This window comes from Pseudomonas sp. PvP001 (assembly GCF_040546375.1).
Classification (GTDB): Bacteria; Pseudomonadota; Gammaproteobacteria; order Pseudomonadales; family Pseudomonadaceae; genus Aquipseudomonas; species Aquipseudomonas coleopterorum.
Genome location: NZ_JBEPNQ010000001.1, coordinates 109376 through 134824, shown reverse-complemented (window position 1 = coordinate 134824; position 25449 = coordinate 109376). Strand labels below are relative to the sequence as shown.

At 63.1% G+C, this 25449-nt stretch carries 23 protein-coding genes and 3 pseudogenes; 13 read left to right on the top strand and 13 right to left on the bottom strand.

Annotation, left to right across the window (positions count from 1 at the left end; all coding sequences use genetic code 11):
- Positions 1–3: 3 nt before the first annotated feature.
- The 6 genes from ABMD26_RS00635 (at position 4) to ABMD26_RS00610 (ending at position 5963) form a co-directional block, all read left to right on the top strand.
- Positions 4–951 (top strand): ABC transporter permease, encoded by a 948-nt coding sequence (locus ABMD26_RS00635; RefSeq protein WP_122742219.1) that lies wholly within the window; start codon positions 4–6, stop codon positions 949–951.
- Positions 944–1777, top strand: a complete 834-nt coding sequence (locus ABMD26_RS00630; RefSeq protein ID WP_049859653.1) for an ABC transporter permease — start codon at positions 944–946, stop codon at positions 1775–1777. Before ABMD26_RS00635 ends, ABMD26_RS00630 begins: the two co-directional genes overlap by 8 nt.
- Positions 1774–3408 (top strand): dipeptide ABC transporter ATP-binding protein, encoded by a 1635-nt coding sequence (locus ABMD26_RS00625; RefSeq protein ID WP_354306886.1) that lies wholly within the window; start codon positions 1774–1776, stop codon positions 3406–3408. The genes ABMD26_RS00630 and ABMD26_RS00625 overlap by 4 nt, the downstream gene beginning before the upstream one ends.
- Positions 3398–4624 (top strand): M20 family metallopeptidase, encoded by a 1227-nt coding sequence (locus tag ABMD26_RS00620; RefSeq protein ID WP_354306884.1) that lies wholly within the window; start codon positions 3398–3400, stop codon positions 4622–4624. The genes ABMD26_RS00625 and ABMD26_RS00620 overlap by 11 nt, the downstream gene beginning before the upstream one ends.
- A 90-nt stretch (positions 4625–4714) precedes the next feature.
- Positions 4715–5443, top strand: a complete 729-nt coding sequence (locus ABMD26_RS00615; protein WP_354306882.1) for an OprD family outer membrane porin — start codon at positions 4715–4717, stop codon at positions 5441–5443.
- Entirely contained in the window at positions 5358–5963 is a 606-nt protein-coding gene (locus tag ABMD26_RS00610) for an OprD family outer membrane porin (protein ID WP_354306880.1), read from the top strand. The genes ABMD26_RS00615 and ABMD26_RS00610 overlap by 86 nt, the downstream gene beginning before the upstream one ends.
- Before the next feature lie 54 nt (positions 5964–6017).
- Here the strand turns inward: ABMD26_RS00610 and ABMD26_RS00605 are convergent, their stop codons facing one another.
- The 10 genes and pseudogenes from ABMD26_RS00605 to ABMD26_RS00560 form a co-directional block, all read right to left on the bottom strand.
- Positions 6018–6488, bottom strand: coding sequence for an Lrp/AsnC family transcriptional regulator (locus ABMD26_RS00605; RefSeq protein WP_049859649.1), 471 nt, complete (start codon positions 6486–6488; stop codon positions 6018–6020).
- 27 nt (positions 6489–6515) lie between these two features.
- Positions 6516–7815 (bottom strand): annotated as a pseudogene (locus tag ABMD26_RS00600) (NAD(P)/FAD-dependent oxidoreductase).
- Positions 7816–7885: 70 nt separating this feature from the next.
- A pseudogene (locus ABMD26_RS00595) lies at positions 7886–8727 on the bottom strand (transporter substrate-binding domain-containing protein).
- 87 nt (positions 8728–8814) lie between these two features.
- Entirely contained in the window at positions 8815–9585 is a 771-nt protein-coding gene (locus ABMD26_RS00590; protein ID WP_354306877.1) for an amino acid ABC transporter ATP-binding protein, read from the bottom strand.
- A 54-nt stretch (positions 9586–9639) separates the two neighbouring features.
- A complete protein-coding gene (locus ABMD26_RS00585; RefSeq protein ID WP_122742225.1) occupies positions 9640–10605 on the bottom strand; it encodes an amino acid ABC transporter permease in 966 nt (321 codons plus the stop codon).
- 146 nt (positions 10606–10751) lie between these two features.
- The gene (locus ABMD26_RS00580) at positions 10752–11798 is read right to left on the bottom strand and encodes an AraC family transcriptional regulator (protein ID WP_354311774.1); all 1047 of its coding nucleotides are present in this window, start codon (positions 11796–11798) and stop codon (positions 10752–10754) included.
- Positions 11799–11963: 165 nt separating this feature from the next.
- The gene (locus ABMD26_RS00575; protein WP_502948287.1) at positions 11964–13151 is read right to left on the bottom strand and encodes an acetyl-CoA C-acyltransferase; all 1188 of its coding nucleotides are present in this window, start codon (positions 13149–13151) and stop codon (positions 11964–11966) included.
- 15 nt (positions 13152–13166) lie between these two features.
- Positions 13167–13928 carry an SDR family NAD(P)-dependent oxidoreductase gene (locus ABMD26_RS00570; protein WP_354306875.1) on the bottom strand — a complete coding sequence of 254 codons (762 nt, stop codon included), beginning with the start codon at positions 13926–13928 and terminating at the stop codon, positions 13167–13169.
- 15 nt (positions 13929–13943) lie between these two features.
- Positions 13944–15584, bottom strand: a complete 1641-nt coding sequence (locus tag ABMD26_RS00565; RefSeq protein ID WP_354306873.1) for an AMP-binding protein — start codon at positions 15582–15584, stop codon at positions 13944–13946.
- Positions 15585–15787: 203 nt separating this feature from the next.
- Positions 15788–16750: a DNA-binding protein gene (locus ABMD26_RS00560; RefSeq protein WP_354306871.1), complete on the bottom strand. Its 963-nt coding sequence runs from the start codon at positions 16748–16750 to the stop codon at positions 15788–15790.
- 78 nt (positions 16751–16828) lie between these two features.
- Here ABMD26_RS00560 and ABMD26_RS00555 point away from each other — a divergent pair, with 78 nt between their 5' ends.
- Both ABMD26_RS00555 and ABMD26_RS00550 read left to right on the top strand, forming a co-directional pair.
- Positions 16829–17923, top strand: a complete 1095-nt coding sequence (locus ABMD26_RS00555) for a site-specific integrase (protein WP_354306869.1) — start codon at positions 16829–16831, stop codon at positions 17921–17923.
- A gap of 120 nt (positions 17924–18043) precedes the next feature.
- A complete protein-coding gene (locus ABMD26_RS00550) occupies positions 18044–18367 on the top strand; it encodes an RcnB family protein (protein ID WP_122742232.1) in 324 nt (107 codons plus the stop codon).
- A gap of 76 nt (positions 18368–18443) precedes the next feature.
- Here ABMD26_RS00550 and ABMD26_RS00545 read toward each other — a convergent pair whose 3' ends face one another.
- Entirely contained in the window at positions 18444–18911 is a 468-nt protein-coding gene (locus tag ABMD26_RS00545) for an Lrp/AsnC family transcriptional regulator (RefSeq protein WP_354306867.1), read from the bottom strand.
- 184 nt (positions 18912–19095) lie between these two features.
- Here ABMD26_RS00545 and ABMD26_RS00540 point away from each other — a divergent pair, with 184 nt between their 5' ends.
- The 3 genes from ABMD26_RS00540 to aroQ all read left to right on the top strand — a co-directional run bounded on the left by ABMD26_RS00540 (position 19096) and on the right by aroQ (position 21606).
- Positions 19096–20238: a cysteine desulfurase family protein gene (locus ABMD26_RS00540; protein ID WP_354306865.1), complete on the top strand. Its 1143-nt coding sequence runs from the start codon at positions 19096–19098 to the stop codon at positions 20236–20238.
- A gap of 361 nt (positions 20239–20599) precedes the next feature.
- A complete protein-coding gene (locus ABMD26_RS00535; protein WP_049859635.1) occupies positions 20600–20941 on the top strand; it encodes a hypothetical protein in 342 nt (113 codons plus the stop codon).
- A 212-nt stretch (positions 20942–21153) separates the two neighbouring features.
- Positions 21154–21606 (top strand): type II 3-dehydroquinate dehydratase, encoded by a 453-nt coding sequence (gene aroQ / locus ABMD26_RS00530; RefSeq protein WP_056842671.1) that lies wholly within the window; start codon positions 21154–21156, stop codon positions 21604–21606.
- Between the two features lie 254 nt (positions 21607–21860).
- On the opposite strand, the gene ABMD26_RS00525 is transcribed toward aroQ, so the two are convergent.
- The gene (locus tag ABMD26_RS00525) at positions 21861–23579 is read right to left on the bottom strand and encodes a thiamine pyrophosphate-dependent enzyme (protein ID WP_354306862.1); all 1719 of its coding nucleotides are present in this window, start codon (positions 23577–23579) and stop codon (positions 21861–21863) included.
- Positions 23580–23746: 167 nt separating this feature from the next.
- Here ABMD26_RS00525 and copC point away from each other — a divergent pair.
- Positions 23747–24107, top strand: a pseudogene (gene copC / locus ABMD26_RS00520) (copper homeostasis periplasmic binding protein CopC).
- A 2-nt stretch (positions 24108–24109) separates the two neighbouring features.
- On the top strand, positions 24110–24961 hold the full coding sequence (gene copD, locus ABMD26_RS00515; protein ID WP_354306860.1) for a copper homeostasis membrane protein CopD: 852 nt from the start codon (positions 24110–24112) through the stop codon (positions 24959–24961).
- 164 nt (positions 24962–25125) lie between these two features.
- Here copD and ABMD26_RS00510 read toward each other — a convergent pair whose 3' ends face one another.
- The gene (locus ABMD26_RS00510) at positions 25126–25341 is read right to left on the bottom strand and encodes a TOBE domain-containing protein (RefSeq protein ID WP_043189662.1); all 216 of its coding nucleotides are present in this window, start codon (positions 25339–25341) and stop codon (positions 25126–25128) included.
- Between the last annotated feature and the right edge of the window lie 108 nt (positions 25342–25449).

Genomic DNA, 25449 nt, shown 5'->3' with positions numbered 1-25449 from the left:
CCTGTGACTGCTGCCTACCTGACCAAGCGTTTGCTTCTGGTCGTCTATACCCTGCTGATCGTTTCGCTGCTGGTGTTCGCCATCACCCAGTTGCTGCCGGCCGATGCCGCCGTGACGCTGCTGGGCCAGAACGCCACGCCTGAAGCGCTCGCCGCCCTGCGCGCCAAGCTCGGGCTGGACCAACCGGCGTGGCTGCAATTCGGCCACTGGCTGATGGCCGTTCTGCAAGGCGATCTCGGCCTGTCGATGCGCAACGGCCAACCGGTGCTGGGTTCATTGCTGGACGCGCTGGGCCGCTCCCTGTTGCTGGCGGGATGTTCCCTGCTGCTGATGCTGGCCGTGGCCATTCCGCTGGGCATTCTCGCCGCTGTACGGCGCGGGCGACCGGTGGACCTGATCATTGCCCTGTTCTCCTATATCGGTGTTTCGTTGCCCGAGTTCGTCACGGCAACCCTGTTGGTGCTGCTGTTCGCCGATGTCTGGCAGCTGCTGCCGGCCACCGGTTACGTGCCGCTTTCGGAAAACTTCGGCGAGGGCCTGCGGCACCTGATCCTGCCGACGCTCACGGTGTCGATGATCATGGTCGCTCACGTGTCGCGGATGGTGCGCTCCGAGATGATCGACGTGCTCGAGACCGACTACATCCGTGCGGCGCGGCTCAAGGGACTGTCGCGGCGCCGTGTGCTGTTGCGTCATGCGCTGCGCAACGGCCTGCTGCCGACCATCACCATCGTCGCGCTGGACGTGGGCTATCTGCTGGGTGGCATCGTCGTGGTGGAAGAAATCTTCAACATTCCAGGCATCGGCCGGGAGCTGCTGGTGGCAGTCGCGGCCCGCGATCTGCCGGCCATTCAGGGCGGTGTGCTGATCCTCGCCGCAACCTATTGCGTGGTCAACTTCATCGCTGACCTGACCTATGCCTACCTTGATCGGCGGATTCAATATGCGTGACATCATCTACCGACTGCTGAGCTCGCCGCAGGGTCTGGTGGGCAGCATCATTCTGCTGCTGGCGATCGTGCTGGTCTGCGCCGGACCGGCGCTGGCCCCTTACGACCCGGAAGCGATTTCCATTTTGGCCCGGTACAAGGCACCCAGCTTGGTGCACTGGCTGGGCACCGACCAGCTGGGGCGCGACATTTTCAGCCGCCTGCTCATCGGAGCCCGCGCGACCATTTCGCTGTCGGTGCTGGCCACCGCGATGGCGATGCTGCTGGGCGCATTGCTCGGCACGGCCAGCGGCTACCTGGGCGGGCGTATCGACGAGGCGCTGATGCGCACGCTGGACGCGGTAATGTCGATCCCCAGCCTGCTGTTCGCGCTGTTGATCGTCAGCACGCTCGGCAAAAGCGACCTCAACGCCGTGCTGGCGATCACCATCGCCTTTGTTCCCGGCATGGCGCGGATCGCGCGCAGCGTTGCCCTCGCCGCTCGCCGTCAGGACTACGTCAGCGCTGCCATTGCCCGCGGCGAATCCACTGCCTACATCGTGGTGCGGGAAATGCTGCCCAACATCGTCGCGCCGATCATCGTCGAGGCAACCATTCGGGTCGCGTTCGCCATCATGCTGTTCGCCACCCTCAGTTTCCTGGGCCTGGGCGCGCAACCGCCGCAGCCGGAATGGGGTTTGATGGTGGCCGAGGCCAGACGTTATTTCTTTCAGGCACCGTGGATGATGCTCATGCCCGGCCTGGCCATCGCCATCATCGCGATCGGTTTCAATCTGCTGGGCGATGGCTTGCGCGATGCCCTCAATCCCAAGGGGCACCGCCAATGACTGCCGTGTTGCAAGTGGCTGACTACAGCCTCGACTATCAACTGCCAGGCGGCCCACTCCACGTCTTGCAGAACATCGACTTCCAGGTCGGTGCAGGCGAAGTCGTGGGGCTGGTCGGCGAATCCGGTTCGGGCAAGACCACCCTGGGCTTTGCCATCATGCGCTACCTGGCGAGCAACGCTCGCGACGTGGGTGGCAGCATCATTCTGCAGGGTGAAGACCTGCTGCAGATGCCGCAACGCCAGGTCGAGCAGTTACGCGGCGGACGCCTGGGAATGATCTTCCAGGACCCGAGCGCGTCGCTCAATCCAACCCTGAGCCTGGGCGAGCAGGTAGTGGAAGTGCTGACCCGCCATCGCGACCTGAGCTATCGGGACGCCTGGGCCCTGGGTGAGCAACTGCTCGCCGATGTCGATCTCAAAGACCCGGCGGCGATGATGAAGCGCTTTCCCCACGAAGCCTCCGGCGGTGAAAAACAGCGCGTGCTCATCGCCACGGCGTTCGCCTGTCGCCCGCAATGCCTGATCTTCGACGAACCAACCACCGCGCTGGACGTGATCAGTTCTGCGCAGATCCTGCAGCTGTTCCGGCGTCTGCGCGAAGAAACTGGCGTGGCCTCGCTGTACATTTCCCACGACCTGGCCTTGGTCTCGCGGGTGGCGGATCGGGTCTGCGTCCTGAATCAGGGGCGCATCGTCGAGCAGGCAGCCGGTGCGCGGATCTTCAGCGCGCCCAGCGATCCCTACACGCAACGACTGGTCGCCGCCGTGCCGGCTGCGGATAAGCGTCTGCTAAGCGAAACCGTTGCGCCGAGTCAGCCGCTGCTGCACGTCAACGGACTCAGCGTGCGTTACGGTCGTCCGGGTTTGCTCGACGGTCTGCTGCGACGTGCCGCCAAGCCTTCCCTGGCGGCGCGAGACATGACCCTGAGCATGGCGCGTGGCGAGATCCTCGGCATCATCGGCGAATCCGGTTCGGGCAAGTCGACTCTGGCCAAGGCGCTGACCGGCCTCACCCCGTTCACCGGGCAGGTGCAGTTCGAGGGCGTCGACATTCATGGCGCCGCCGACATGAGCCGTGACTACCGGCGCAAGGTGCAGATCATCTTTCAGCACCCGGATGCCTCGCTCAATCCGCGCCAGACCATCGGCCAGATTCTCGCTCGCCCGCTGCGGCTCTATGGCCTGCCCGAGGGAGAAACCGAGCGCCAGGCCGTCGCCCGACTGCTGCGCGAGGTGCGCCTGCCCGAGGATTTCGCCGATCGCTTTCCACACGCCCTGTCCGGCGGCCAGAAACAGCGGGTGGCGATCGCCCGCGCCTTCGCGGCGCGACCTGAGCTGGTGATCTGCGACGAGATCACCGCTGCGCTGGACGTGTCGGTGCAGGCCACGGTGATCGAGCTGTTGCTGGAGCTGCGCCGCAAGCATGGCACCGCCTACCTGTTCATCACCCATGACCTGAACCTGATCCGCCAGATCGCTCACCGCATCGCCGTGATGTACCGCGGCGATCTGTTGGAAATCCTGCCCGCGCAGGATATGGCCGAACAGTCCCGTCACCCCTACACCCGTGCCCTGCTCCAGGCAGTGCCGCAGCCCCTCACCGAAATGGAGCAACTCGATGACGCCTGATGCGCTGATCCACAGCATCGATGAGGCCTACTGCCTCGACTTTCTTGCGCGCATGGTGCAGCACAAGAGCTACAGCGCCACGGCCGAGGAGCGTCGGCTGGCCGAATACATGGCTGGGCAGATGAGCGAGCTGGGGCTGCACAGCGAGCTGATGCCAGTGCCAGGCGAACGCCTCAATGCCATTGGCACGCTCAAAGGCCAGGGCGGTGGTGGTCACAGCCTGTTGTTCAACGGCCATCTGGACACCAACCCGGTCACCGAAGGCTGGACCGTGGACCCGTGGGCCGGCAAGGTCGATGACGAGTTCATCTATGGCATCGGCGTCTCCAACATGAAGGCCGGTGATGCCGCCTACTTCTGCGCGCTGAAAACCTTGATAGACGCCGGGGTCAAGCTCAAGGGCGACGTGATCCTGACCTATGTGGTCGGCGAGCTGCAAGGCGGGATCGGCACCATCGCGGCGATCGAACAAGGCGTGAAAGCCGATTACTTCATCAACTGCGAACCGACCGACCTGCAGGCGGTGACCCTGCACGTGGGCTCGCTGATGTTCGTCATCGAGCTGACCGGCGACACCCGCCATCTGTCCAAGCGCGAAGAAGCGGTGGACGTCATCACTGCGGCGGTGCAGCTCATTCCGCAGATCAACGGCATCACCTTCAGCGGCGCCCGCACGCCGGAACACGAGCAGGTCAACCGCGGCCACATCGGTGTGGTCCACGGCGCCCTGGGTCGCGAACTGGAAGAATGGCGTCCGCCGCAGGTCGCCGATTTCCTGCGCTTGCGTGGCTCGGCCCGCTACACCCCTGGGCAGACCGTCGAGTCGGTGCTCGCCGACCTGCAAGGACTCCTTGATCGCCTGTGCGAACAGTTTCCCGGTCTGCAAGCCAAGCTGATCAACGACAGCGACAACCAGCCGCTTATGCCGCCTTTCGAAGTGGCGCTCGACTCGCCCATCGTCAAGGCCGTGAACGCCGCCTATCAGCAGGTGCGCGGTGAACCGCAGCCCACCGGAATCATCACCCCGCCGGCGTACTTCGGCACCGATGCCGCGCATTTCTATCAGCGCCTGGGCATGCAGGGCGTGGTCTGCGGGCCCGGTGGCAAGTTCAACACCATGCCCGACGAGCGTGTTCACAAGCGCGATTACCTGGACATGGTCCGCGTCTACATCCTCGCCATTCTGAGCATCTGCGAAGTGGCCGCGAGCAACTGATTCACCGCTGCAGGGCATGGACGCCCCATAACAATAATCTTGCTTCAAGCCTTCGCCATCTGCTGATTATTCTCGATAAGGGTCAACACCATGCGGTCAGCTTTAATGCTTGGCAGTGCAACACTGTGCGCGGCCATTTCCCCTGCGGCTTTTGCCGACGACGTGCTCGACAACCCGTTCTTCAAAGACAGCAGCACGCAGGTCATGGCGCGCAACTTCTACTTGAACCGGGATTTCCACAACACCGGCCCGAACGCGCAGAGCTATCGCGAAGAATGGGCCCAGGGCTTCATCGGCACCTTCACCTCTGGCTTCACCCCAGGCACCCTGGGCCTCGGTATCGACGCCATAGGCCTCTATGGCATGAAACTCGACAGCAGCTCGGACCGCATCGGTACCGGCCTGCTTCCCAGCAATGGCCGGCACACGCCGGGGATCGATCGGGCCGAGGACAACTACTCCCGCGCCTCGGCTGCGGTAAAGCTCAAGGTCTCGAACACGGTACTCAAGTACGGCGAAATGACCCTCAACCTGCCGGTCTACTCGACCGGGGACAGTCGCCTGTTGCCCGAGACGACCGAAGGGTTCTACTTGAGCAGCAAGGAAATCGACAACCTGCGCATCGATGTCGCCCACCTCACCTCGCTCAGCACGTACGCGCAAAGTGGCCACAACGCCGGCGGCATGACCGCGTGCGGACGTCTATGGCGCCACCTACAACTTCACCCCGGCCTTGACCGGCGCGCTGTATGCCTCGGACGTGCAGGATCTGTGGAAAAAGAAATACGCGGGGCTGAGCTGGGTCAAACCCATCGATGACCAGCAGGCGTTTTCCGCTGACTTCAGGTTCTACAACCAGAAGAGCACCAGCGCCGAGCGCGGCGGGGATATCGACAGCAACTCGTTCAGCCTCAAGACCGCCTACAGCTACGGCACGCACAAGCTGACCCTGGCCTATCAGGCCATCACCGGCAAAGGCGGTTACGTCTTCTACACCGACGGCGGCAATACCAACTACATGGCCAACTACGTGCAGTACGCCGAATTCACCCGCGAGGACGAACGTTCATGGCAGGCACGCTATGACTTCAACTTCGCCGGCCTTGGGGTGCCAGGGCTGGATGTGTTCGCCCGCTACCTGCGTGGCGACAACATCACCCTGGCCAACGGCGCGAGTGGCCAGACCGAATGGGAACGTGATCTGGAAGCAGCCTACACGGTGCAGAGCGGTCCTTTGAAAAACCTGACCTTCCGCCTGCGTCAGGCCACCTACCGCAACTCGTTCAGCGGCGATCTGGATGACGTGCGGTTCATCACGCAGTATCCGATCAATCTGTAGGTGACTCCGCAGGCACTCCGCCCGGTGAAATCTCTCGCCGGGCTTTTGCCCCTGCTACACACTCAACCGACGACTGAACTTGGTCTCCATCACGATATGCGACGCGGTGTGCGCCACGCCCTTGATCATGTTGATCCGGGTCAGCTCGGCATTGAGTTCGCCCAGGGTCCCGGTGGCCAGGTGAATGATGAAGTCCGACTCCCCAGACACCGCGTACACGGCCTGCACCGCGTCGATCTTGCGCAGCGTCGTCATGACATCGGTGTAGCTTTTGTTGGTGCACGAAGTCATGGTGAAGCAGTTGATGGTCGGCTGTATCCGGTCGTGGTCGATGCGCACGCTGTAGCCGGTGATGATGCCGGCTTTCTCCAGCCGCTGGATGCGCTCCTGCACCGAGGAGCGCGACACGCCCAGCTTGCGTGCCAGCGACGCGGTCGGCTCGCGAGCGTTGGCCTGTAGTAGCGCCAGCAACTGGCGATCGTTCTCGGTCAGGTTGAACAATGTACGGGGTGAGTGTGCTTCCATGCCGTATCGACCTTGCGTGAGGAGGCGTTAGCGCGGCCCTGCGCCGGCGTGTCGTTCCTGGAATCTATCCATCATCTTCAAACCGGTATACACCAATTGCGCCGCCGGTGGCCCGAATGGGCCACCATTCCATTGCAGACCATAGCGATCGAACAGGCGGTAGCGATCCGATTCACCGCAGATGGCCTCGGCGATCACCCGCCCGCCTGCTGGCGCGGTGTTCATACCGTGCCCCCCGAACGAAGCGCAGGACCACAGCCCTGGGCCGATTGGGCCGATGTGGGGCATTTTGTGCCGCGCATAGCCCATCAGTCCAGACCATGCCTTGTCGATCCTCAGGCCTCGAAGTTGCGGGTAAACGTCGAGGATATCGGCAGTGAGCAGTTGTGCCAGGCGCTGTTCGTCCTGCAGGTTGTGGGTAGTGATGTGGCCGCCCCACAACAGCCGATCGCCGTCGACGATACGGTAATAGTCCGAGGCACGGCGGGAATCACCGACGGCTTCTGAAGTGCGCACCGCCTGCTGCAGGCGCGCGCCCAGCGGCTCGGTGAGGACCACGTAGGTGGCAATGGGCAGGAAGGCGCGGTGCAGTTTGCCGAACTCAGGGCCGCCGTAGCCGCCGCAGCAGTACACCACGTCAGCGCAATCGACACTGCCGTGGGCGGTCGATACCTGCGAGCGCCCTGCCCGGCTGACGACTTCGAGCATGGCGCACTGCTCGTGAATCATCCCGCCCTTATGCTCGATCAACTCGGCCAAGCCAAGGCAGTAGTTCAGTGGGTGGAAATGGAAGCCGTGGGTATCTCGCAGCCCCTGGTAGTAACGCTAGGGTGTTGAGCAGAGTGCGCAAGGCATCGCGGTCGAGGTAGTCGAGGGTAAAGCCGAAGTCGCGCTCCATGCGCTCGCTGAAGCGCTTGAGGCTGTCGGTATTGTCGAAGCGGCTGACACTCAGCTTGCCCCGACTGGGCGCGCAGCCGGGCAACTGGTGCCCGGCGATGGTCTCGCGCACACTGTCCACGCCCTCCAGGGACAGTCTGAACAAGGCCGCAGCGGTGTCTTTGCCGCAGCGCTGCTCGATGGCCGACAGACCTTCGGACCAACCCTGCAGCACGAACCCGCCATTGCGACCCGACGCCCCCCAAGCAACCCGCGCCGCTTCCAGCACGACCACGGACTTGCCGCGCGACACCAGCTCCCATGCCGTGCTCAGCCCCGCCAGGCCACCGCCCACGATGCACACGTCGACGTTGACTTGGCCAGCGAGCGGCGGGCGCACGGGGGCCACGCGCATGGTCGCGGTGTAATAGTTGTCGATATAGCTGAACATGAAGACCTCGTCCTTCGTCGGGCGTCTACCTTGCGCGTGCCGGGCCAAGGGACACGCGCAGGGGATTGGTTCACTGCACCTTGGTGAGGTCGGCGCCGTACCATTTTTCGGACAGCTGCTTGAGAGTACCGTCGGCTTTCATCTCGCCGACGACCTTGGTCAGCGCCGCGTTGAAGGCGTCGTCGCCCTTGTCAACGGCGATCGCCAGCGGTTCGTAGTAGGCCGGCTTACCCTCGACCTGAACGATCGGGTAGCCGTTCTTGATGGCAGCGGTGATGGTCGGCAGGGCCGACAGGGTCGCGTTCAGACGCACACCGTTGCCCATGCGCAGATCATCCAGCGGGCCCATGCTGTCGCCGTAGGTTTTCACTTCGCCAGGCTCCACGTCATAGGTGAAGGACGGCACGTCGGCCGCATCGATGGTCAGCCGACGATTGATGTAGTCCTCCGACGTGGTGCCGGCCTCGACGCCGATGATCTTGCCATTGAGGTCTGCGGTCTATTGGTACCGGCCGCGGCCTTGTGCACGGCGAATACATACGGGGTGTAGTAATAGACCGCAGGAAAATCCAGAACCCGGCCGCGCTCGCGCGTAGGAGTCATGGAGCCGACGGAGATGTCCCAGCGGTTCGACCAACGCCCGGCGGTGATGATGCCGTACTCGGGCGTGACGAACGCGACCTTGCTACCGAGTCGCTTGCCGATCTCGGTGGCCACGTCGATATCGAAACCCTGCAGGGCATTGTCCGGCCCGAGAAACGACTGCGGTGGCCAATTGGCCGCCGTGGCCACTTTCATGACCTTGGTCGAGTTGATGCGATCCAGGGTGGCGCCGGCCCAGGCAACTCCGGCCCCGGTCATGAAAACACCAGCCAGTGCGGCAGCGGTGAACAGGCGAGTCAGCGACGTCATGGTGAACCTCCAGAGAGCAGCGATACGCAGTTGTCGTTGTTGTGGCGTGTGCAGCGTTTGAAGCCATTTCCGGCCCTGACGGATCACTCAGTGGCTGAGAATCTGCGAGAGAAACTCGCGGGCACGCTCGTGTTGCGGGTTGTCGAAAAACGCCTGCGGCGAGGCCTCCTCAACGATGCGGCCCTGGTCCATGAAGATGATCCGGTCGGCAACGCGCCGGGCGAAGCCCATTTCATGGGTGACGCAGAGCATGGTGATCCCGTCCTCGGCCAGTTCGCCCATCACGTCGAGCACCTCCTTGACCATTTCCGGATCCAGTGCCGAAGTCGGTTCATCGAAGAGCATGATGCGCGGGCGCATGCACAGCGCCCGGGCAATGGCCACGCGTTGCTGCTGGCCGCCGGACAGCTGGCCGGGGTACTTGTCGGCCTGGTTGCCGATACGCACCCGTTCCAGGTACTCATGGGCCAGAGCGCGGGCTTCGGCATCGCTGAGTCGGCCGACCAGGCGCGGCCCGAGCATGAGGTTGTCAAGTACACTGAGGTGCGGAAACAGGTTGAACTGCTGAAAGACCATGCCGACCTGGCGGCGTATGCCCGCCACGCACGCCGCGCCGCGGGTCAGTGGGGTATCGCCGATAATCACCTCACCTTGCTGGAAGTCTTCCAGCAGATTCAGGCAACGGATCAGCGTGGACTTGCCGGAGCCCGACGGCCCGCAGATCACCACGATCTCACCGCTGGCAATGTGCAGATCAATCTCCTTGAGCACATGAAACTCGCCATACCACTTGTTCAGCCGACGCACCCGAACAGCGGCTGAACGGGGGGACGCAGCAGGGACGGTCGATCGATTCATGGCAAGCTCCAGGTTCATAGCGGGCGCCTTTTTCATATCAAGCACTGGCCCTACTCAGCGGTGGGCACGGTTGAAATGCTTTTCCAGGCGGGCCTGGACCGTTTCCAGAACAATCGACAGCAGCCAGTACAGCACCGCCGCAGTGATCAACATCTCCAAATGGCGAAACTCCGCGCGGCCTTGGGTACGCGCCAGGAACATCAACTCCCAGACGCCTATCACCGACACCAGCGAACTGTCCTTGAGCATCGAAATGAACTGGTTCCCGGTGGGCGGGATGATCAGCCGCATGGACTGCGGCAAAATCACCCGCATCATGGTCTGCAGCGGCGACAGGCCTATGGCTCGCGACGCCTCCCATTGCCCTCGGGGAATGCTGCTGATGCCGGCACGGAAGATCTCGGTCATGTAGGCGCCATAGCACAGCGACAGGGCCAGAATACCCGCAGGCACCGCGCCGACCACATAGCCCAGTTGCGGAATGCCCAGGTAGATGAGGTAGATCTGGATCAGCAGCGGCACACCACGAAAAAACGAGGTGTAAAAGCTGGCGATCGCGATGGCGAAGCCGTTGGACGAAAGGCGTGCGGTCGCACCCAGCAGGGCAAGCACGAAAGCGATGGTGATGGAGATCGCCGACACATACACGGTCGTGAATACCCCTTGGGTAATCATGAAGCCGACCTTGGTGGCGATGAATGAATATGAAAGGTCAAAGGTGTCGAAGAACAGCAGGAACATCAGCAGTAGTTCGCACCACACAGTGACGATCTGCGCTCGCAAGGGGAAGCGACCGAGCACGAACAGGTTGAGGACCAGCGTCAGGGTGAAGGTGACCGCCACGGCTACGTCCCTTGCCAGGGGCGCGTGCAGATCCAGCAATATGGGTGCCATCAGCCGGGCCAGGCCACTCTCGCCGAGGCCGGCGAAGAGCGTCACCGCGAAGCACACGGCGGCTACTGTACCCATGAACGCCGGACTGTCGGTTGCGCGCGGCTTTACGATGTGGTCCTTGAACATGGCATGGACACCTTTGTTGTTGTGTTTTCATTATGGGCGCGCAAAACGCCGGACGGCACCCTGCGTTATGGGTCCATTCAACGATAAATTAAGCGCATTCGCCGGCTTTACCCTGACAAATGCAAGAACATACCGGCAGATGATCGTTAGCGAATCGTCTGTTGCGGCATCGCGCGCGGCTTGGTGAATTGTGGATCGTCCGCATCGAGAATCAGACTGCGGTAATGCCCAGGACTGGCCCCGGTCCACTTGCGAAACGCCTTGTAAAAGGAGCTGGCATCGGCGAAGCCCAGGCGCTCGGCGATGTCTTCGAACGTTGCCTGGGGTTCAGCCAGCCACAGCACGGCACGCTCCCGGCGCACGCTGTCCTTGAGGGCCTGATAGCCGGCGCCCTCCTCGGTCAGGTGCCGGCGCAGCGTGGCTACCGAAACGCCACAGTGGGCCGCCATCGCTTCGATGGCTGGAAAATCGGCAGCCGGCAGGTTGCGCAGGTGTTGGCGGATGCGCCAGCCGAGGCTGTCGGGATCGCGGTAGCGCACCAGGATGTTGGCCGGGGCGCGGGCCAGGAAACGGCGCAGCTCCGTTGCGCTGCGCCGTACGGGAATGTCGAGGTGTTCGGCGGCGAAGATCAACCGCGTGCGTGGCCGCTCGAAGCGCAGGTTGGGCGAGAACATCACCTGGTAATCACCAACGTATCGGGGCGCAGGGCCGCGCAATTCCATGGCCAGGATCGGGATGCGCCGGCCTGCCAGCCAGCAGGCGATACCGTGCACGATCATCCAGTAGGTGAAACAGGAAAATGCGCGTTTGGGGTCAGCGCTGCGCTCGCGCAGGACGATCTCCGCGAGCGATTGCTGGGTCGCCAGACGGCCGTCGTAGTCGCTGAGCATCAGTGCAAGAAACTCCAGGGCCAGCTTGAGCGCGGCGCCCACGGTCGGCTGCTGCCGGCAGGCCTGGCAGAGGAAGGCGAAGCTGCCGCGGCGCAATGGCCGCGCATCCATGGCGAAGAACTCGTCATCCAGCGCCCTGGCCAGTTGCCGCCAGAGCCGGGCGTAACGCTGAACGGGAACCCGGGCCTGATCGTCCAGCAGCAACCGGTCATCGATGCCCGCCGCCTGAAGGATTCGCTCCAGGTCGACATGGCTGTCGCGTACGGCTTCACGCACGAGGTGGATCGAGATCGTGTCGCGCATCGACGGGCTGTCGAGCGGTGTTCGGGTCAGGCTCACTCATCCTCGCTCACCGCTTCTGCGCGAAACGGACCGAATAGGCTGCGGAGCAATCATTGCCCCGCTCTTCCGGTCGTCATTTCTAATGCATCGGTCGGCGCCGAGCAAGCACCCTGACCACAGGCCTCCTCAATAGAGGCATTCGACCGCGATGGCGGTGGCTTCACCGCCGCCGATACAGATGGCGGCGATGCCGCGGCGCAGGTTGCGCTGCCGCAATGCCGCCAGCAACGTCACCACGATGCGCGCCCCGGACGCGCCGATGGGATGACCCAGTGCGCAGGCGCCGCCATTGACGTTGACTTTGCTTGCCGGCAGGTCGAGGGCCTGCATGGCGGCCAGGGTGACCACGGCGAAGGCCTCATTGATCTCGAACAGATCGACGTCTTCCAGCGCCCAGCCGGTGTTTTCCACCAGCTTGCGAATGGCACCAATGGGCGCCACCGGGAACAGGTGCGGTGCATCGGCGAAGGCGGCATGCCCGTGAATGACCGCCAGCGGAGCAAGTCCGCGAGCCTGGGCTTCGCTGCGGCGCATCAGCAGCAAGGCCGCGGCGCCATCGGAAATCGAGCTGGAATTCGCCGCCGTCACGCTGCCCCCCTCACGAAAGGCCGGTTTCAGCGTGGGGATCTTGTCCGGGTTGGCCTTGGGCGGCTGCTCGTCATCGCTGATCATCTGGGGCTGCTTGTTGCGGATGACCTTCACCGGCACGATCTGCGAGGCAAAACTGCCGTCGCTGATGGCCTGGCGTGCGCGGGTCAGCGAAGCCAAGGCGAATTCGTCCTGCGTCTGACGGCTGAAACCGTGCGTCTGGGCGCAGTCCTCGGCAAAGGTACCCATCAGGCGACCGGGTTCGTAGGCGTCTTCCAGGCCATCGAGGAACATGTGATCGAGTACCCGGCCGTGGCCCATGCGATAGCCATCACGGGCGCGATCCAGCAGGTAGGGCGCGTTGGACATGCTCTCCATGCCCCCGGCCACCACCACCCGAGCGCTGCCCGCGAGCAAGGCGTCGTGGCCCATGAGCATGGCTTGCATGCCCGACCCGCACATCTTGTTCAGGGTGGTGCAGGTCGTGGCATGGGACAGCCCGGCGCCCAGTGCCGCCTGGCGCGCCGGTGCCTGGCCCAGCCCGGCCGGTAGCACGCAGCCGAACAGGACCTGGTCGACGCTGCCGGCATCGATACCGGCGCGCTCGACGGCAGCCGCAATGGCCGCAGCGCCCAGCTGGGGCGCGGTCAGGCTGCGCAGGTCGCCCTGAAAGCCACCCATGGGTGTGCGCACGGCACTGACGATAACGATCGGATCTTCATTCATCTGCAGTCTTCCTTATTACCTGGCCGCCATGCGCAGGGCGCCGTCGAGACGGATCACCTCGCCATTGAGCATGCTGTTTTCGATGATATGGCGCACCAGAGCGGCATATTCTTCCGGCTTGCCCAGGCGTGGCGGAAAGGGCACGTCGGCGCTCAGCGCCGCGCGCACCTCATCGCTCATCCCGGCCATCATCGGGGTTTCGAAGATGCCCGGCGCGATGGTCATCACCCGAATGCCGTAGCGCGCCAGTTCCCGTGCCGCCGGCAAGGTCAAGCTCGCCACCGCGCCCTTGGATGCGGCGTAAGCGGCCTGGCCGACCTGACCGTCGAAGGCGGCCACCGAGGCGGTGTTGATGATCACGCCGCGTTCGCCTTCGGCGTTCGCGGTGCTCTTGGCAATGGCCTCGGCGGCCAGGCGCAGCAGGTTGAAAGTACCGATCAGATTGATATTGATGATGCGGCTGAAACTGTCCAACCCATGAGCGCCCTGCTTGCCAATGATCTTCTCGCCCGCCACCACGCCGGCGCAATTGATCAGCCCGTGCAGTTCGCCGAAGCTGCCCATGGCCATGTCTACGGCGGCCTGGGCGGCATCGGCCTGAGTGATGTCGGCCACTGCGTAGCCGGCTTCCAGTTCACTGGCCTGCGCCTTGAGCGCCTCGGCGTTGAGGTCCACCAGCATCAGGCGTGCGCCTGCACGGGCCAGCATCCGCGCGGTGGCGGCACCGAGCCCGGACGCAGCGCCACTGACCATGAAAACCTTGTCTTGGATGTGCATGAAACGGTCTCCTCGTCAGGCGCTGGACGCCTGCTGCTTGGCAATTTCCTGATTGCGCAGGATGAAGCGCTGCAACTTGCCGCTGGGGGTCTTGGGTAGCTGCTCGACGAATTCGATCTCGCGCGGGTAGGCATGGGCGGCGAGCCGCTGACGCACGTGCAGGCGAAGGGTTTCGGCCAGCTCGGGGCCTGCCTCGAAACCCGCCTGCAGCACCACGAAGGCCTTGATCACTTCGGTGCGCTCCGGGTCGGGCTTGCCCACCACGGCGGCCTCGACCACCGCCGGATGCTCGATCAAGGCGCTTTCCACATCGAAGGGCCCGACTCGGTAGCCTGAGGTGGTGATGACATCGTCGTTGCGGCCCACGAAGCTGATGCTGCCGTCGGCATTGAGCTCGACGGTGTCGCCGCTCAGGTAATACCTGCCTTTGAACGCCTTGGTCGGCATCCCCAGGTAGCCGCCGAACCAGCACAGCGGCGAGCGCTCGCGGTCTACCGCCAAAACCCCGGGTTGACCGGCCTCCAGTTCATGCAGATCGGCGTCGAGCACCACGATGCGATGGCCAGGCACGGCAAAACCGGCCGAGCCTTCGTGCACGGGATGATCGAGACCATGATGGTTGCACAGCACCATGCCCAGCTCGGTCTGGCCGTAGTGATCGTGGACCACGACGCCTAACTGTTCGGCGAACCAGCGGATCACCTGCGGGTTGAGCGGCTCCCCAGCGCTGCTGGCAATGCGCAGTCGCCCGCGCACGCCGGCCGCGAAACGATCGCCGGCAGCGATCAGCATGCGATAAGCCGTTGGCGATCCGGCGAGGTTGGTGATCGCGTACTTGTCGATCACTCGGCAGGTGCTGTCAACCGTAAAGCCGCCGTTGTAGAACAAGGTGGCATGACCCAGGGCCAGCGGGCCGGCCACGGCATAGTAGAGCCCGTAGGCCCAACCCGGATCAGCCAGGTTCCAGAACCGATCGTCGCTGCGCAGTTGTACGGCATCGCGCAGATAGCCTTTGAACGCCAGCAATGCGCGCAGCGGCACTTCCAGCGGCTTGGCCGGCCCGGTGGTGCCGGACGTGCACATCAGCATGAAAGGCGCATTGCCAGCGAGCATCACGGGCTCGCATTCGCGGCTCTGCCCTTGCAGTGCCGTCCAGAAGTCGTGTTCGCCGGTGCCCGCTGCGGTACAGCCCACGGTCAGCACGTTGGGACGGTGATCGAGTTCGTCGAGCTTGGGGCGATTGTGCAGGTCGGTCACCACCCAATTGGCCCCCGAACAATGCAGGCGCTGCTCGATGGCCTTGGGACCGAACGCGGTGAACAGCGGCTGATAGACCGCGCCGACGCGCCAGGTACCCAGTATCGCGATCAGCAGTTCGACCGTGCGTGGCATCAGCCCGGCGACGCGATCGCCCGGTTTGACGCCCTGACTGCGTAGGAAATTGCCGAACTGCGCCGCATGGGTCTGCAGCTGCTCGAAGGTGTACTGCGTAGCCACGCCCTGCTGCGACTCGCAATACAGGGCCACGGCCTGTTCGCCGAGGTGGCGGTCGCAGCATTCGACACAGGCATTGAGCTGATCGAGGGTGCCGTGCAGATCCTGCGCGGCAGTTTGCGGGTAATCGAACGCCTGAGCGGTAGTGAAATAATCGCGCATCACATGACCCTGCTTGTTGTTATGGGATCTGGGTGTTGTGAGATCGTTGTGACCCTGAAGGCACTGGCCGATAGTGATCCGCCCGTGCTTTCGCGACAATGTTTTCAGCGCTCAGGTCATTTGAGCGGTTTAGCCAGTGCTAGCGTTTTGAATCCCGCATTCGCCGAGCATTGCGGCTGTTGCTGGCGTGCTGGAAGCCTCATTCATTCCGTCTTTCGACTCCGTGTCTTGCGCGGCGGCAGGCGCAGCAGGGCCAACTGGGCGTCCAGAGTCTCGGCGCGTGCCTGCTGGGCGGCGGCGGTTTGCAATGCTGACGCCTGCCCTGCTTGCGCGGCCTGAAGCTGGGCTTCGAGCTGCTGTCGCGCATGTTCCCCCTGCTCCACGGCCAATGCCGAGCGCGCTTCGCGGGCCGCTGCCTGTAGTTGGGCCTCGCCAAGTGCGCCTTGTACGTGCTCCAAACGCTTCTGCAATGCTTCGAGTTGCTTGTGTTGCTCACGGGCCTCGAGGCTGCGCGCCTTGAGGTCTTCGCGGGCGCGGTCGACCTCGCGGTGCGAGCGCTCTTCGACGCCCCGCACGTAGGCCTCCTGAGCCAGGCGATTGTGCTCGGCCTGCTGCTGTTGCTCACGGAGCGCTTGTTGAAGGGCCGCTAGATCGGCCTGCAACTCGCTGCGTGCGCCCTGCAGCTCGACGCGCTGATGCTGCAAATCGTCGATCTGCTCCTGGCGCTGAGCCAGGAGTTTTTCCAGGTCGGCCAGGCGGGTCTCGGCGTTGCCGCGGGCGGTTTCCGCATCGGCCACCTGGCGGCGAGCCTGGGCAGCGTCGCGGCGGGCTTGTTCCTCGACCTCCGCGACCCGCTCGTACTCCGCCGTGAGCTGCTCACGCTGGGCCGCCAACGAATGTTCGACCACGCCTTGGGCCAGCGTGGTTGCCTGCTGCCAGATCGCAACGAACGCCTGGGCCACTTCAGCCGGCAGCCCAGGCAGCCGGGTTTCCCCGCGCAGCCGCTCGGCTAGGCGCTCCCACCACTGATCCAGCAAGGCCCCAACCCTGGCCGGGCTGCCGCGACCTAGCTCCAGGCGCACGCGTTCGACCGTTGGCCGCTCTCCCCGGGCCAGCACGGCATCTGCCGCGGCAAATACGTCATTTTCCGGTACGCCTACTGCCATGGCCTGCTCTCCGTTGGATTAGGTATGATAATGAAAGATTATCCGACCTTATAAATTACATATTGATAATATAATACGTTGAACGTAATGAATAATACACATGACATTTTGGTGGCCGATGCAAAGCCTCTGGACCTGTATTCACTGGCAGAAACCACCGCTCGTGCGGCCCAGGCGTTTGTGGCTGCGGGCACCGCCGCGAATACGGTACGCAGCTATCGCAGTGCTCTGGCGTACTGGTCCGCGTGGCTGAAGCTGCGTTACGGGCAGGTGCTGGGTGATGCTGCATTACCTGCAGCGGTGGCGGTTCAATTCGTTCTGGACCATCTGGCACGGCCGCTGGAAGACGGCACATGGAATCACCTGCTGCCCGACGCCATCGACGCCGCTCTGGTCGAAGCCGGTGCCAAGTCACGGCTGGGTGCCCTGGCCTACAGCACCGTGCAGCATCGTCTGGCGGTGCTGGGCAAGTGGCATCGGGTGAAGGGCTGGGACAGTCCGACCGAGTCGCCAGCGCTCAAGACCTTGTTGCGCAATGCGCAGAAAGCCCAAGCGCGCCAAGGCGTGACCGTGCGCAAGAAAACGGCCATGGCCTTGGAGCCGCTGCAGGCCATGCTGGCAACCTGCACCGACGGCCTGCGGGGCACCCGCGATCGCGCCCTGCTGCTGTTGGCCTGGAGTGGCGGTGGTCGGCGCCGCTCCGAAGTGATCGGGCTACAGGTGGGTGATGTGCGGCGTCTGGATGCCGACACCTGGGTCTACAGCCTCGGTGCCACCAAGACCGACACCGCCGGTACGCGACGAGAGAAGCCCCTGCGCGGGCCTGCGGCTCATGCGTTGGCGGCGTGGCTGGCTGCCGCGCCGGCGACCACGGGCCCACTGTTTCGTCGTCTGTACCGTGGCGACAAGGTGGCGAGCCAAGGCCTGGGCGGCGACCAAGTGGCGCGCATCGTCAAGCGTCGGGCTCAGCTTGCAGGTCTGGAGGGGGACTGGGCCGCCCACAGCCTGCGCTCGGGTTTCGTGACCGAAGCGGGCCGGCAGGGTGTGCCGCTGGGTGAGGTGATGGCGATGACCGAGCACCGCAGCGTGGCGACGGTCATGGGCTACTTCCAGGCCGGATCGTTGCTCAACAGCACCGCTACGCAACTGTTGAAAAGCGAGGATGAGGAATGAGTTCTAGGCAGGTTGTTGAAAGATGGACGGAAACAAAGTCATCAGCGCCGGTCAATAGTCTGTCGACGCTGACGCTTGCGCGTACCACGTCGCCCTATTCGAACATCCAGGATAATCATTATGACCACTTCCAAGCTGTTGCCTCGCCTTGCTCTCGCTGCCCTTTGCGCCCTGAGCGTACCTGCCTTCGCAGCCGAAACCGGCGCCAAGGAAGAAAGCGTCACCTTGGACCGTCCAGGCAACGGTGATCATGAAATCAAAGAGGGCGACAAAGTGCCCGACTCCTACAAGCGCAAGGAACTGGCGATCGATCCAGCCAAGCATGGCCTGAAGCAGCCCGGCGAGAACGAGCAGTGGGTCGAGATCAAGGACAAGTACGTGCGCGTGAACATTCCTAACGGCACCATCGTCGAGATGATCGACAAGTCTTCGGTCAAGAAGTGAGTTTTTGGCCCCAGCCTGGGCAACTTCAGGCTGGGGCCGTTTGCTTGGGTACCTGGTTCGCGGCCGATGACCGCGCCTACGGGCGCCTGGCGTATTGCAGCGGCAAGACCGTGGTTGACTTGATGCGCTCCATGGCGAAGGTCGAGCTGATGTCGGAAATACCCTCCACCTGAATCAACCGCTTGTACACTGCGTCATAGCCGGCGATGTCCGGTACCACAATACGCAGCATGTAGTCCGTATCCCCCGCCATTCGATAGCACTCCATCACTTCGGGCAGTGCCTCGATGACCCTGTGAAAATCCTCCAGCCATTGCGCGTTGTGCCGTTGCGTACGCAGCTCGGCAAATACCGTTACGGCAACATTCAACTCGCGTGCATCGAGCAGCGCGACGCGCTGGGTGATGACCCCCTGCTGTTCGAGCTTCTGGATGCGACGCCAGCAGGCAGTGCCGCCCAGGCCGATCTGCTCGGCGATGTCAGCCAGGGGACGGGTACAGTCCGCTTGCAGGATGTCGAGAATGGCCATGTCGAACTTGTCCATGAAAATGCGAGCCTGAGTGGGTCTGTACGGGTGGCTATAAGTATGCGGGAAAATCCTTCTGTTATATCGACAATCCGAGCAAAGATTTTGCGTATTCATCCAGCTGATCTGTACAGATATCAAATTTTTTCACCGCGTCCATCGCTAGCATGAGCGGTACGAAATCAGCACTGGTCGAGACGCTATGCCTACCCTCCCCGTATACCTGGATTACGCCGCCACCACGCCCATCGACGATCATGTCATCAGCGCCATGCTGGCCTGCATGGGGCGCGATGCCGTCTATGGCAACCCCGCCTCCAGCGCCCACGCCTACGGCCAACAAGCGCGCCAGGCCGTTGAACTGGCGCGGCGGCAAGTGGGCGAACTGATCAATGCTCCGGGCGAGGATATCGTCTGGACTTCGGGCGCCACCGAGTCCAACAACCTGGCGATCAAGGGCTGTACCCGTCCCGGCGATCACATCATCACCAGCGTGCTGGAACACAAGGCGGTCATCGACACCGTGCGCGAGCAACAGGCGGCTGGCTGCGAGGTCACCTGGCTCAGCCCCGACGAACGCGGGCTGATTCAACCACAGGCCGTGGCCTCGGCACTGCGACCCAATACGCGTCTGGTGTCGCTGATGTGGGTGAATAACGAGCTGGGCACACTGACCGATGTTGTGGAGATCGCACGACGGGTACAGGCGCATGGCGCGCTGCTGCATGTGGATGCCGCCCAGGCGGCTGGCAAGGTCGAGATCGACTTGGCTCAGGCAGGCATAGACCTGCTGTCCTTGTCCGCCCATAAGCTGTATGGACCCAAAGGGATCGGCGCCCTTTATGTCGGACCACGCGCTCGCCCGGTACTGCGCGCACAAATGCATGGGGGTGGCCATGAACAGGGCCTGCGTTCAGGCACGCTGCCGACGCATCAGATCGTGGGTATGGGCGCAGCATTTGCCCAAGCCAGCGCGCAGATGCCGAGCGATAACCGGCAGATCCAGGCACTGTCCCAGCGATTGCGCGAAGGATTGCTGGCGCTGCCAGGCGCATCGCTCAACGGGTGCGCCGAGCAGCGGATTCCCCACACGCTCAACGTCTGCATCGACAGCCCGACCTTTTCCATGCAGGCAGTGGCCGGACGTATCGCGGTGTCTTCGACCTCGGCCTGTAATTCGGCAAGTGCCGCCGCGTCGCACGTGTTGTTGGCACTGGGTTTGAACCAAGCTCAGGCGCTGAGCAGCCTGCGGGTGAGTCTGGGTCGCTACAGCACGCAGGCCGATGTCGACCGAGCCATCGCCGTCATCAACGACGCCCTCAAAGCCCCCGCGCCATTCTGGTGATCCCCGGATCGCATGCATTCATCAAGGCCCCGCAATCCCCGTAGCAGCGGCGCAAGCCGCGTCCGGCCGCAACGCGTTCATCCAGGCACACCGCACAAACCGCCGACGCGGCTTGCGCCGCTGCTACAGCGACCGCGTGCGCCTGCTTCGGCTTCAACGCGTTCATGCAGCGGGACCGCCTATACCGCCGTACAGCGACCGCGTGCGCCTGTAGCAGCGGCGCGAGCCGCGTTCGGCCGCACCGGGTGTATGGAGGGGGTCGGGGGGGATCCTGGGTGCTACCGTTCGTCGGAATTGCGGCACCGATCATGGCCATTCGCTGCCCAAATCTGCGTACCGATTCCTATAACGGAGAAATACCATGGTCACTCGCACGATTACTCGCTTTGCCCTCGTCGGCCTGCTGTCTGCCACCAGTATGTATGCGTTGGCCGGTTCGGTGCCTCCAGGCAAGGAAATCAGCCCTTCGTCGCCAACCACCAGCACTGATACCCGCACGGGCAACCAGATGGGCAGTGGTCGTACCAACGATGCCAACAGCAGCAGCGGCACCACCACCTCCGGCACCCCGAATGGCTCGGGCACCTTCAGCAATGGCACCGGCAACAGCAGCGGTAGCGGTGCTGTAGGCAGCGGCACTGGCAACGGCGCCAGCTCCGGCAAGGGCGCAGGCAGCGGCGCGGGTGGCAGCAGCGGTAACTGATTCTGCGGCGGCTCGAGCGCATCGCGTTCGAGCCTTCTGCGTTGCCGTGATCCAAGCGGGTGGCTGGGCCAAGATGCGTATCACCGCATCCGCTCAGGCCACCCGTTTTCACATCCATCCCTTTTATCGTTTTTTTGGGTATTCTTCCGGTCTCGATGCCACGGTGCAGCCGCCCTGCCCCATGGTCCCATCACCTCCGACCAGGAAGCCCCATGTCCCAGATCATCCTCGTACTCAATGGCCCCAACCTGAACATGCTGGGCTTGCGTGAGCCTGCCGTGTACGGCCACGAAACCCTGGCCGATGTAGAAGCCATGGCGGTGCAGAGCGGTCAGGAATTGGGTCTGAGCATCGAATGTCGACAGACCAACCACGAAGGGCAAATGATCGACTGGATCCACCAGGCCCGCCAGCGCGTGGCCGGCATCGTCATCAACCCGGGTGCGTGGACCCACACCTCCATCGCCATTCACGATGCACTGATCGCCTGCGAAGTACCGGTGCTGGAAGTGCATATCTCCAACGTCCACCGCCGTGAAGAGTTCCGTCACCACTCATTCGTCTCGAAAGTGGCGGTCGGCGTCATTGCCGGTTTCGGCACCCACGGCTACAAGCTGGCGATCAGTCACTTCGCCAAATTGCTGAACGCCAAGCCCGCCATCTGATCCGGTTTTTTCAGCGCTTTCTGGATCTGTTTTACCTTGCTCGGAACGTCCATAGTTACCTGAACGAAATTTCATGTTCTGGAGGTGTGTTATGGACGGTGTGATCATGTTGACCATCATCACCGCTACGCTCGGCTCGTTCGGCTATGTGATGTACCTGATCCATAAGGAGAACGAGGAAAACAAATAGCCTGAGAACAAAAAGGCCGCTGCGTCTGCCGCAACGGCCTGGGCTGCACTGCTTGCCAGCGCGCTTACTTGATGAAGTTGTCCACCAGCATGTGCGCCACGTCATCGGCGCGCCCGCTGAGCATGGCCTTGGCTGAATACAGGGCCATGTTCGAGACTTGCGAAAGCTCGATCTTGGGCGGCATCACCAGTTCTTCCGGGTTGACCTTGACGTCCAGCAACGCCGGGCCGGGATGACTCAGGAAGCGCTGCACGGCCTGCTCCAGGCTCGCGCCGTCCGACACCTGTTCGCCGTAGAAACCCATCACCTCGGCCAGCTTGGCGAAATCGGGGTTGTGCAGGTCGGTGAAGTTGTCCAGCAAGCCTTCGACCTTCTGCTCGATCTGGACGAAGTTCAGCGAACTGTTGTTGAACACCACCACCTTGATCGGCAATTTTTCCTGAACCGCTGTGAGCAAGTCGCCCAGCAGCATGGCCAGGCCTCCGTCGCCGGACAATGATATGACCTGGCGCTGCGGGTAGGCCTTCTGCAGGCCCAGCGCCTGTGGCATGGCATTGGCCATGGTGCCATGGCGCAGGCTGGTGAGCGTGCGACGTTGGCCGTTGGTGTTGATATGGCGCAGCACCCAGACCATGGGCGAACCGCCGTCCGCGGTGAACAGCGCATCTTCGCTGGCATGCTTGTCCAGCAGATGGGTCAGATACTGCGGATGGATCAGATGCCCGTCGGTATGACGCTGATCGTGGGCCAGGGTCTTGAGAGTCTTCTGACGCACCTTGAGGCAGTCTTCCAGAAAGCTGTGCTCGGTACGCTCGGCCAGCAAGGGCAGCAGCGCCTTCAGGGTGGGCAATACGTCACCGACCACGCCCAGATCGATGGGATGACGACGCCCCAGATGGGCGCCCTTGCGATCCACCTGAATGATCTTGGCATTCTGCGGATAGAACTGGCCCCAGGCGAAGTCGGCACCGAGCAACAGCAAGGTGTCGCACTCCATCATCGCGTGGTAGCCGGACTCGACCCCGAACACGCCCGTCATGCCCATGTTGTAGGGGTTGTCGTACTCGACGAAGTCCTTGGCACGTGAGGTGTGAGCGATGGGCGCTTTCAGGCGCTGGGCCAGTTCGATCAGTTCGTCGTGGGCGCCTTCGCAGCCAAAGCCGGCGTAGATGGCGATCTTCTTGCCCTTGCCCAGCATGTCGGCGATTTCGTTCAACTCATCCAGGCTGGGTTGCAACACCGGACGCGGCTGATGGACGCTGAAGGGACGATCGTTCTTCACCTCGGCGGAGCTGATGTCCGACGGCAGGATGATCACCGCCACTCCGCCTTCATTGAGCGCGGTCTGCGCAGCGAGCGTGGTCACCCGGCGTGCCTGCTCCGGGGTGTACACCTGCTCGCAGAACACCGTGCAACTGCCATAGATGGCCTTGAAGTCCACTTCCTGGGGAAAGTCCATGCCCAGTTCGCTGGTGACGATCTGGCTGGCGATCAGCACCATGGGCGCGTGGTTGCGCTGGGCTTCGAAGATGCCGTTGATGAAGTGCAAGCCGCCAGGCCCGCACGACCCGGCGCAGGCCGTCAGGCGACCGCTGATGAACGACTCGGCGCCAGCGGCGAATGCGGCGGCTTCTTCATGGCGGACGTGCACCCATTCGATATCGCTGCGCGAAATCGCATCGGTCACGTGATTCAGCGTGTCGCCGACGATGCCGTAGCAGTTGCGCACACCTGCTTCCTGCAAGGTCTGGATCACGATGTCGGCTACTTTCTTGCTGGCCATGAAGGCCTCCTGGTCAGTGAGTCATGCAGCTTAGGCTGGAGCCGGCCTGGGGAGTTCAGCCCGACTGGCGCCTCGCCATGCCTTGACGCGTCGAAACCGGGCGGCGTTGCCCAACGGTGCGGATCATGCTTTATTGGCGGCCTTTTTCACTGTTCAAGGCCCTCGCCATGTCTGCCCGCAAGTTGCTCAGCGCCGCCCTCCTCGTGCTTGTTTCCCCCCTGGCCATGGCCCATGCCCCATCTGACCCATCCGGTGCCCGCCGCCGATGCCTCCGTCGCTGCGCCAGCGCAAGTGAGCCTGGGCTTTTCCGAAGCCATCGAAGTGGGCTTCAGCAAGGTCACGCTGACGGCCGCAGGCGGTGAACCGGTCTCCTTGCAACCCTTGGCCAGCGCCGTCGACGATCGCAAGACCCTGGTGGTCAAGCCTGCCGCGCCATTGGCGGCCGGGCAGTACACGGTGCACTGGCAGGTGGTGTCGGTGGACACGCACAAAAGCGCCGGCGAGTACCGCTTCACCGTGAGTCCTTGAGCATGAGTGTGTTGATCGTTCTGCGCTTCCTGCATTTCACCAGCCTGATGCTGGTGTTCGGCGCCTGCATGTTCCGCCCGCTGCTGCTCGATCAGCCCGGCCAGAAGGGTCGGCTGCGCAACCTGATCGATCCCCTGGTGTGCCTGCTGGCAGCGCTCGCGCTGATCAGCGGTGTCGCCTGGCTGTTCGCCGTGGCCTTCGAGATGGGCGGTTCGCTGGACATGGCGCTGGTGCGCCGGGTCCTGGGTGAAACCTTTTTCGGCAAGGTCTGGACCCTGCACCTGTTCGCCTGCGTAGCGGTCCTGGTGTGCCTGCGCCTCCCTCATCCAAAACTTCAGGTAGTAGCCCGCCCCCTGAGCGCGTTGGCCCTGGCCACGCTGGCACCGGTCGGTCATGCAGCGATGTTCGAAGGCTCGGCGGGCACCTGGCTGGTGATCAACCAGTTGATCCACCTGCTGTGTGTCGGCGCGTGGTTGGGCGGTCTGATGCTGTTGATGTTCGTGCTCGCACGCCCCGGTGATCAGGATCTGCGCGTGGTGCTGGGTCGCTTCAGTGGCGTGGGGTGTGTGCTGGTGGCGGGGTTGCTGGTGACCGGGCTGATCAACACCCGGGCGTTGACCGGCTCCTTCCTGCCAGTGCCAGGTGCGTCCGGGTTCGCCACGGTCCTGGCGGTCAAGCTGGCGTTGGTGCTGGCCATGCTCGGCCTGGCTGTGTGGCACCGCCGGCAACTGGCTCGTGGTCCGCTGGACGTGCAATCGTTCAAGCGCACGGTCACCCTTGAATGGGCCTGCGGACTGGGCGCGGTGGCGGCTGTCGCCCTGCTCGGCACTCTGGCGCCGACGCCGCTGGGGTGAGTCACCTGCGGCGTATTCGACCTGCGGCGGACAAAACCTGCGGCGCATAAAAAAAGGGCCGTGCTCCCCTGCAAGAGCACGACCCTCAAGATTCTTTCGGCTTCAAACGTGACAAGACACCACGTGGTCAAACGTGGGGACCGAATCAGTATGCGGGGGAATTGTTACAGTTTGGCGATGGACACTTCGGTGGATTTCACGAAGGCGATGACTTCGCTGCCGATCTGCAGTTCCAGCTCGTGCACCGAGCGGGTGGTGATGACCGACGTCACGATGCCGGCTGGCGTCTGCACGTCGATTTCCGAGACCACCGGGCCTTCGATGATTTCCTTCACGGTGCCTTTGAACTGGTTGCGTACGTTGATCGCTTTGATGGTCATGCAGTCATCCTCGTTAGACATTCGGTCGCACCGCAGTGCGTGGAGTAGAGATTGCACCTTCGGCCGAATATTTAAAAAGAATAAATAATGCTTTTTATATGTCTTTTG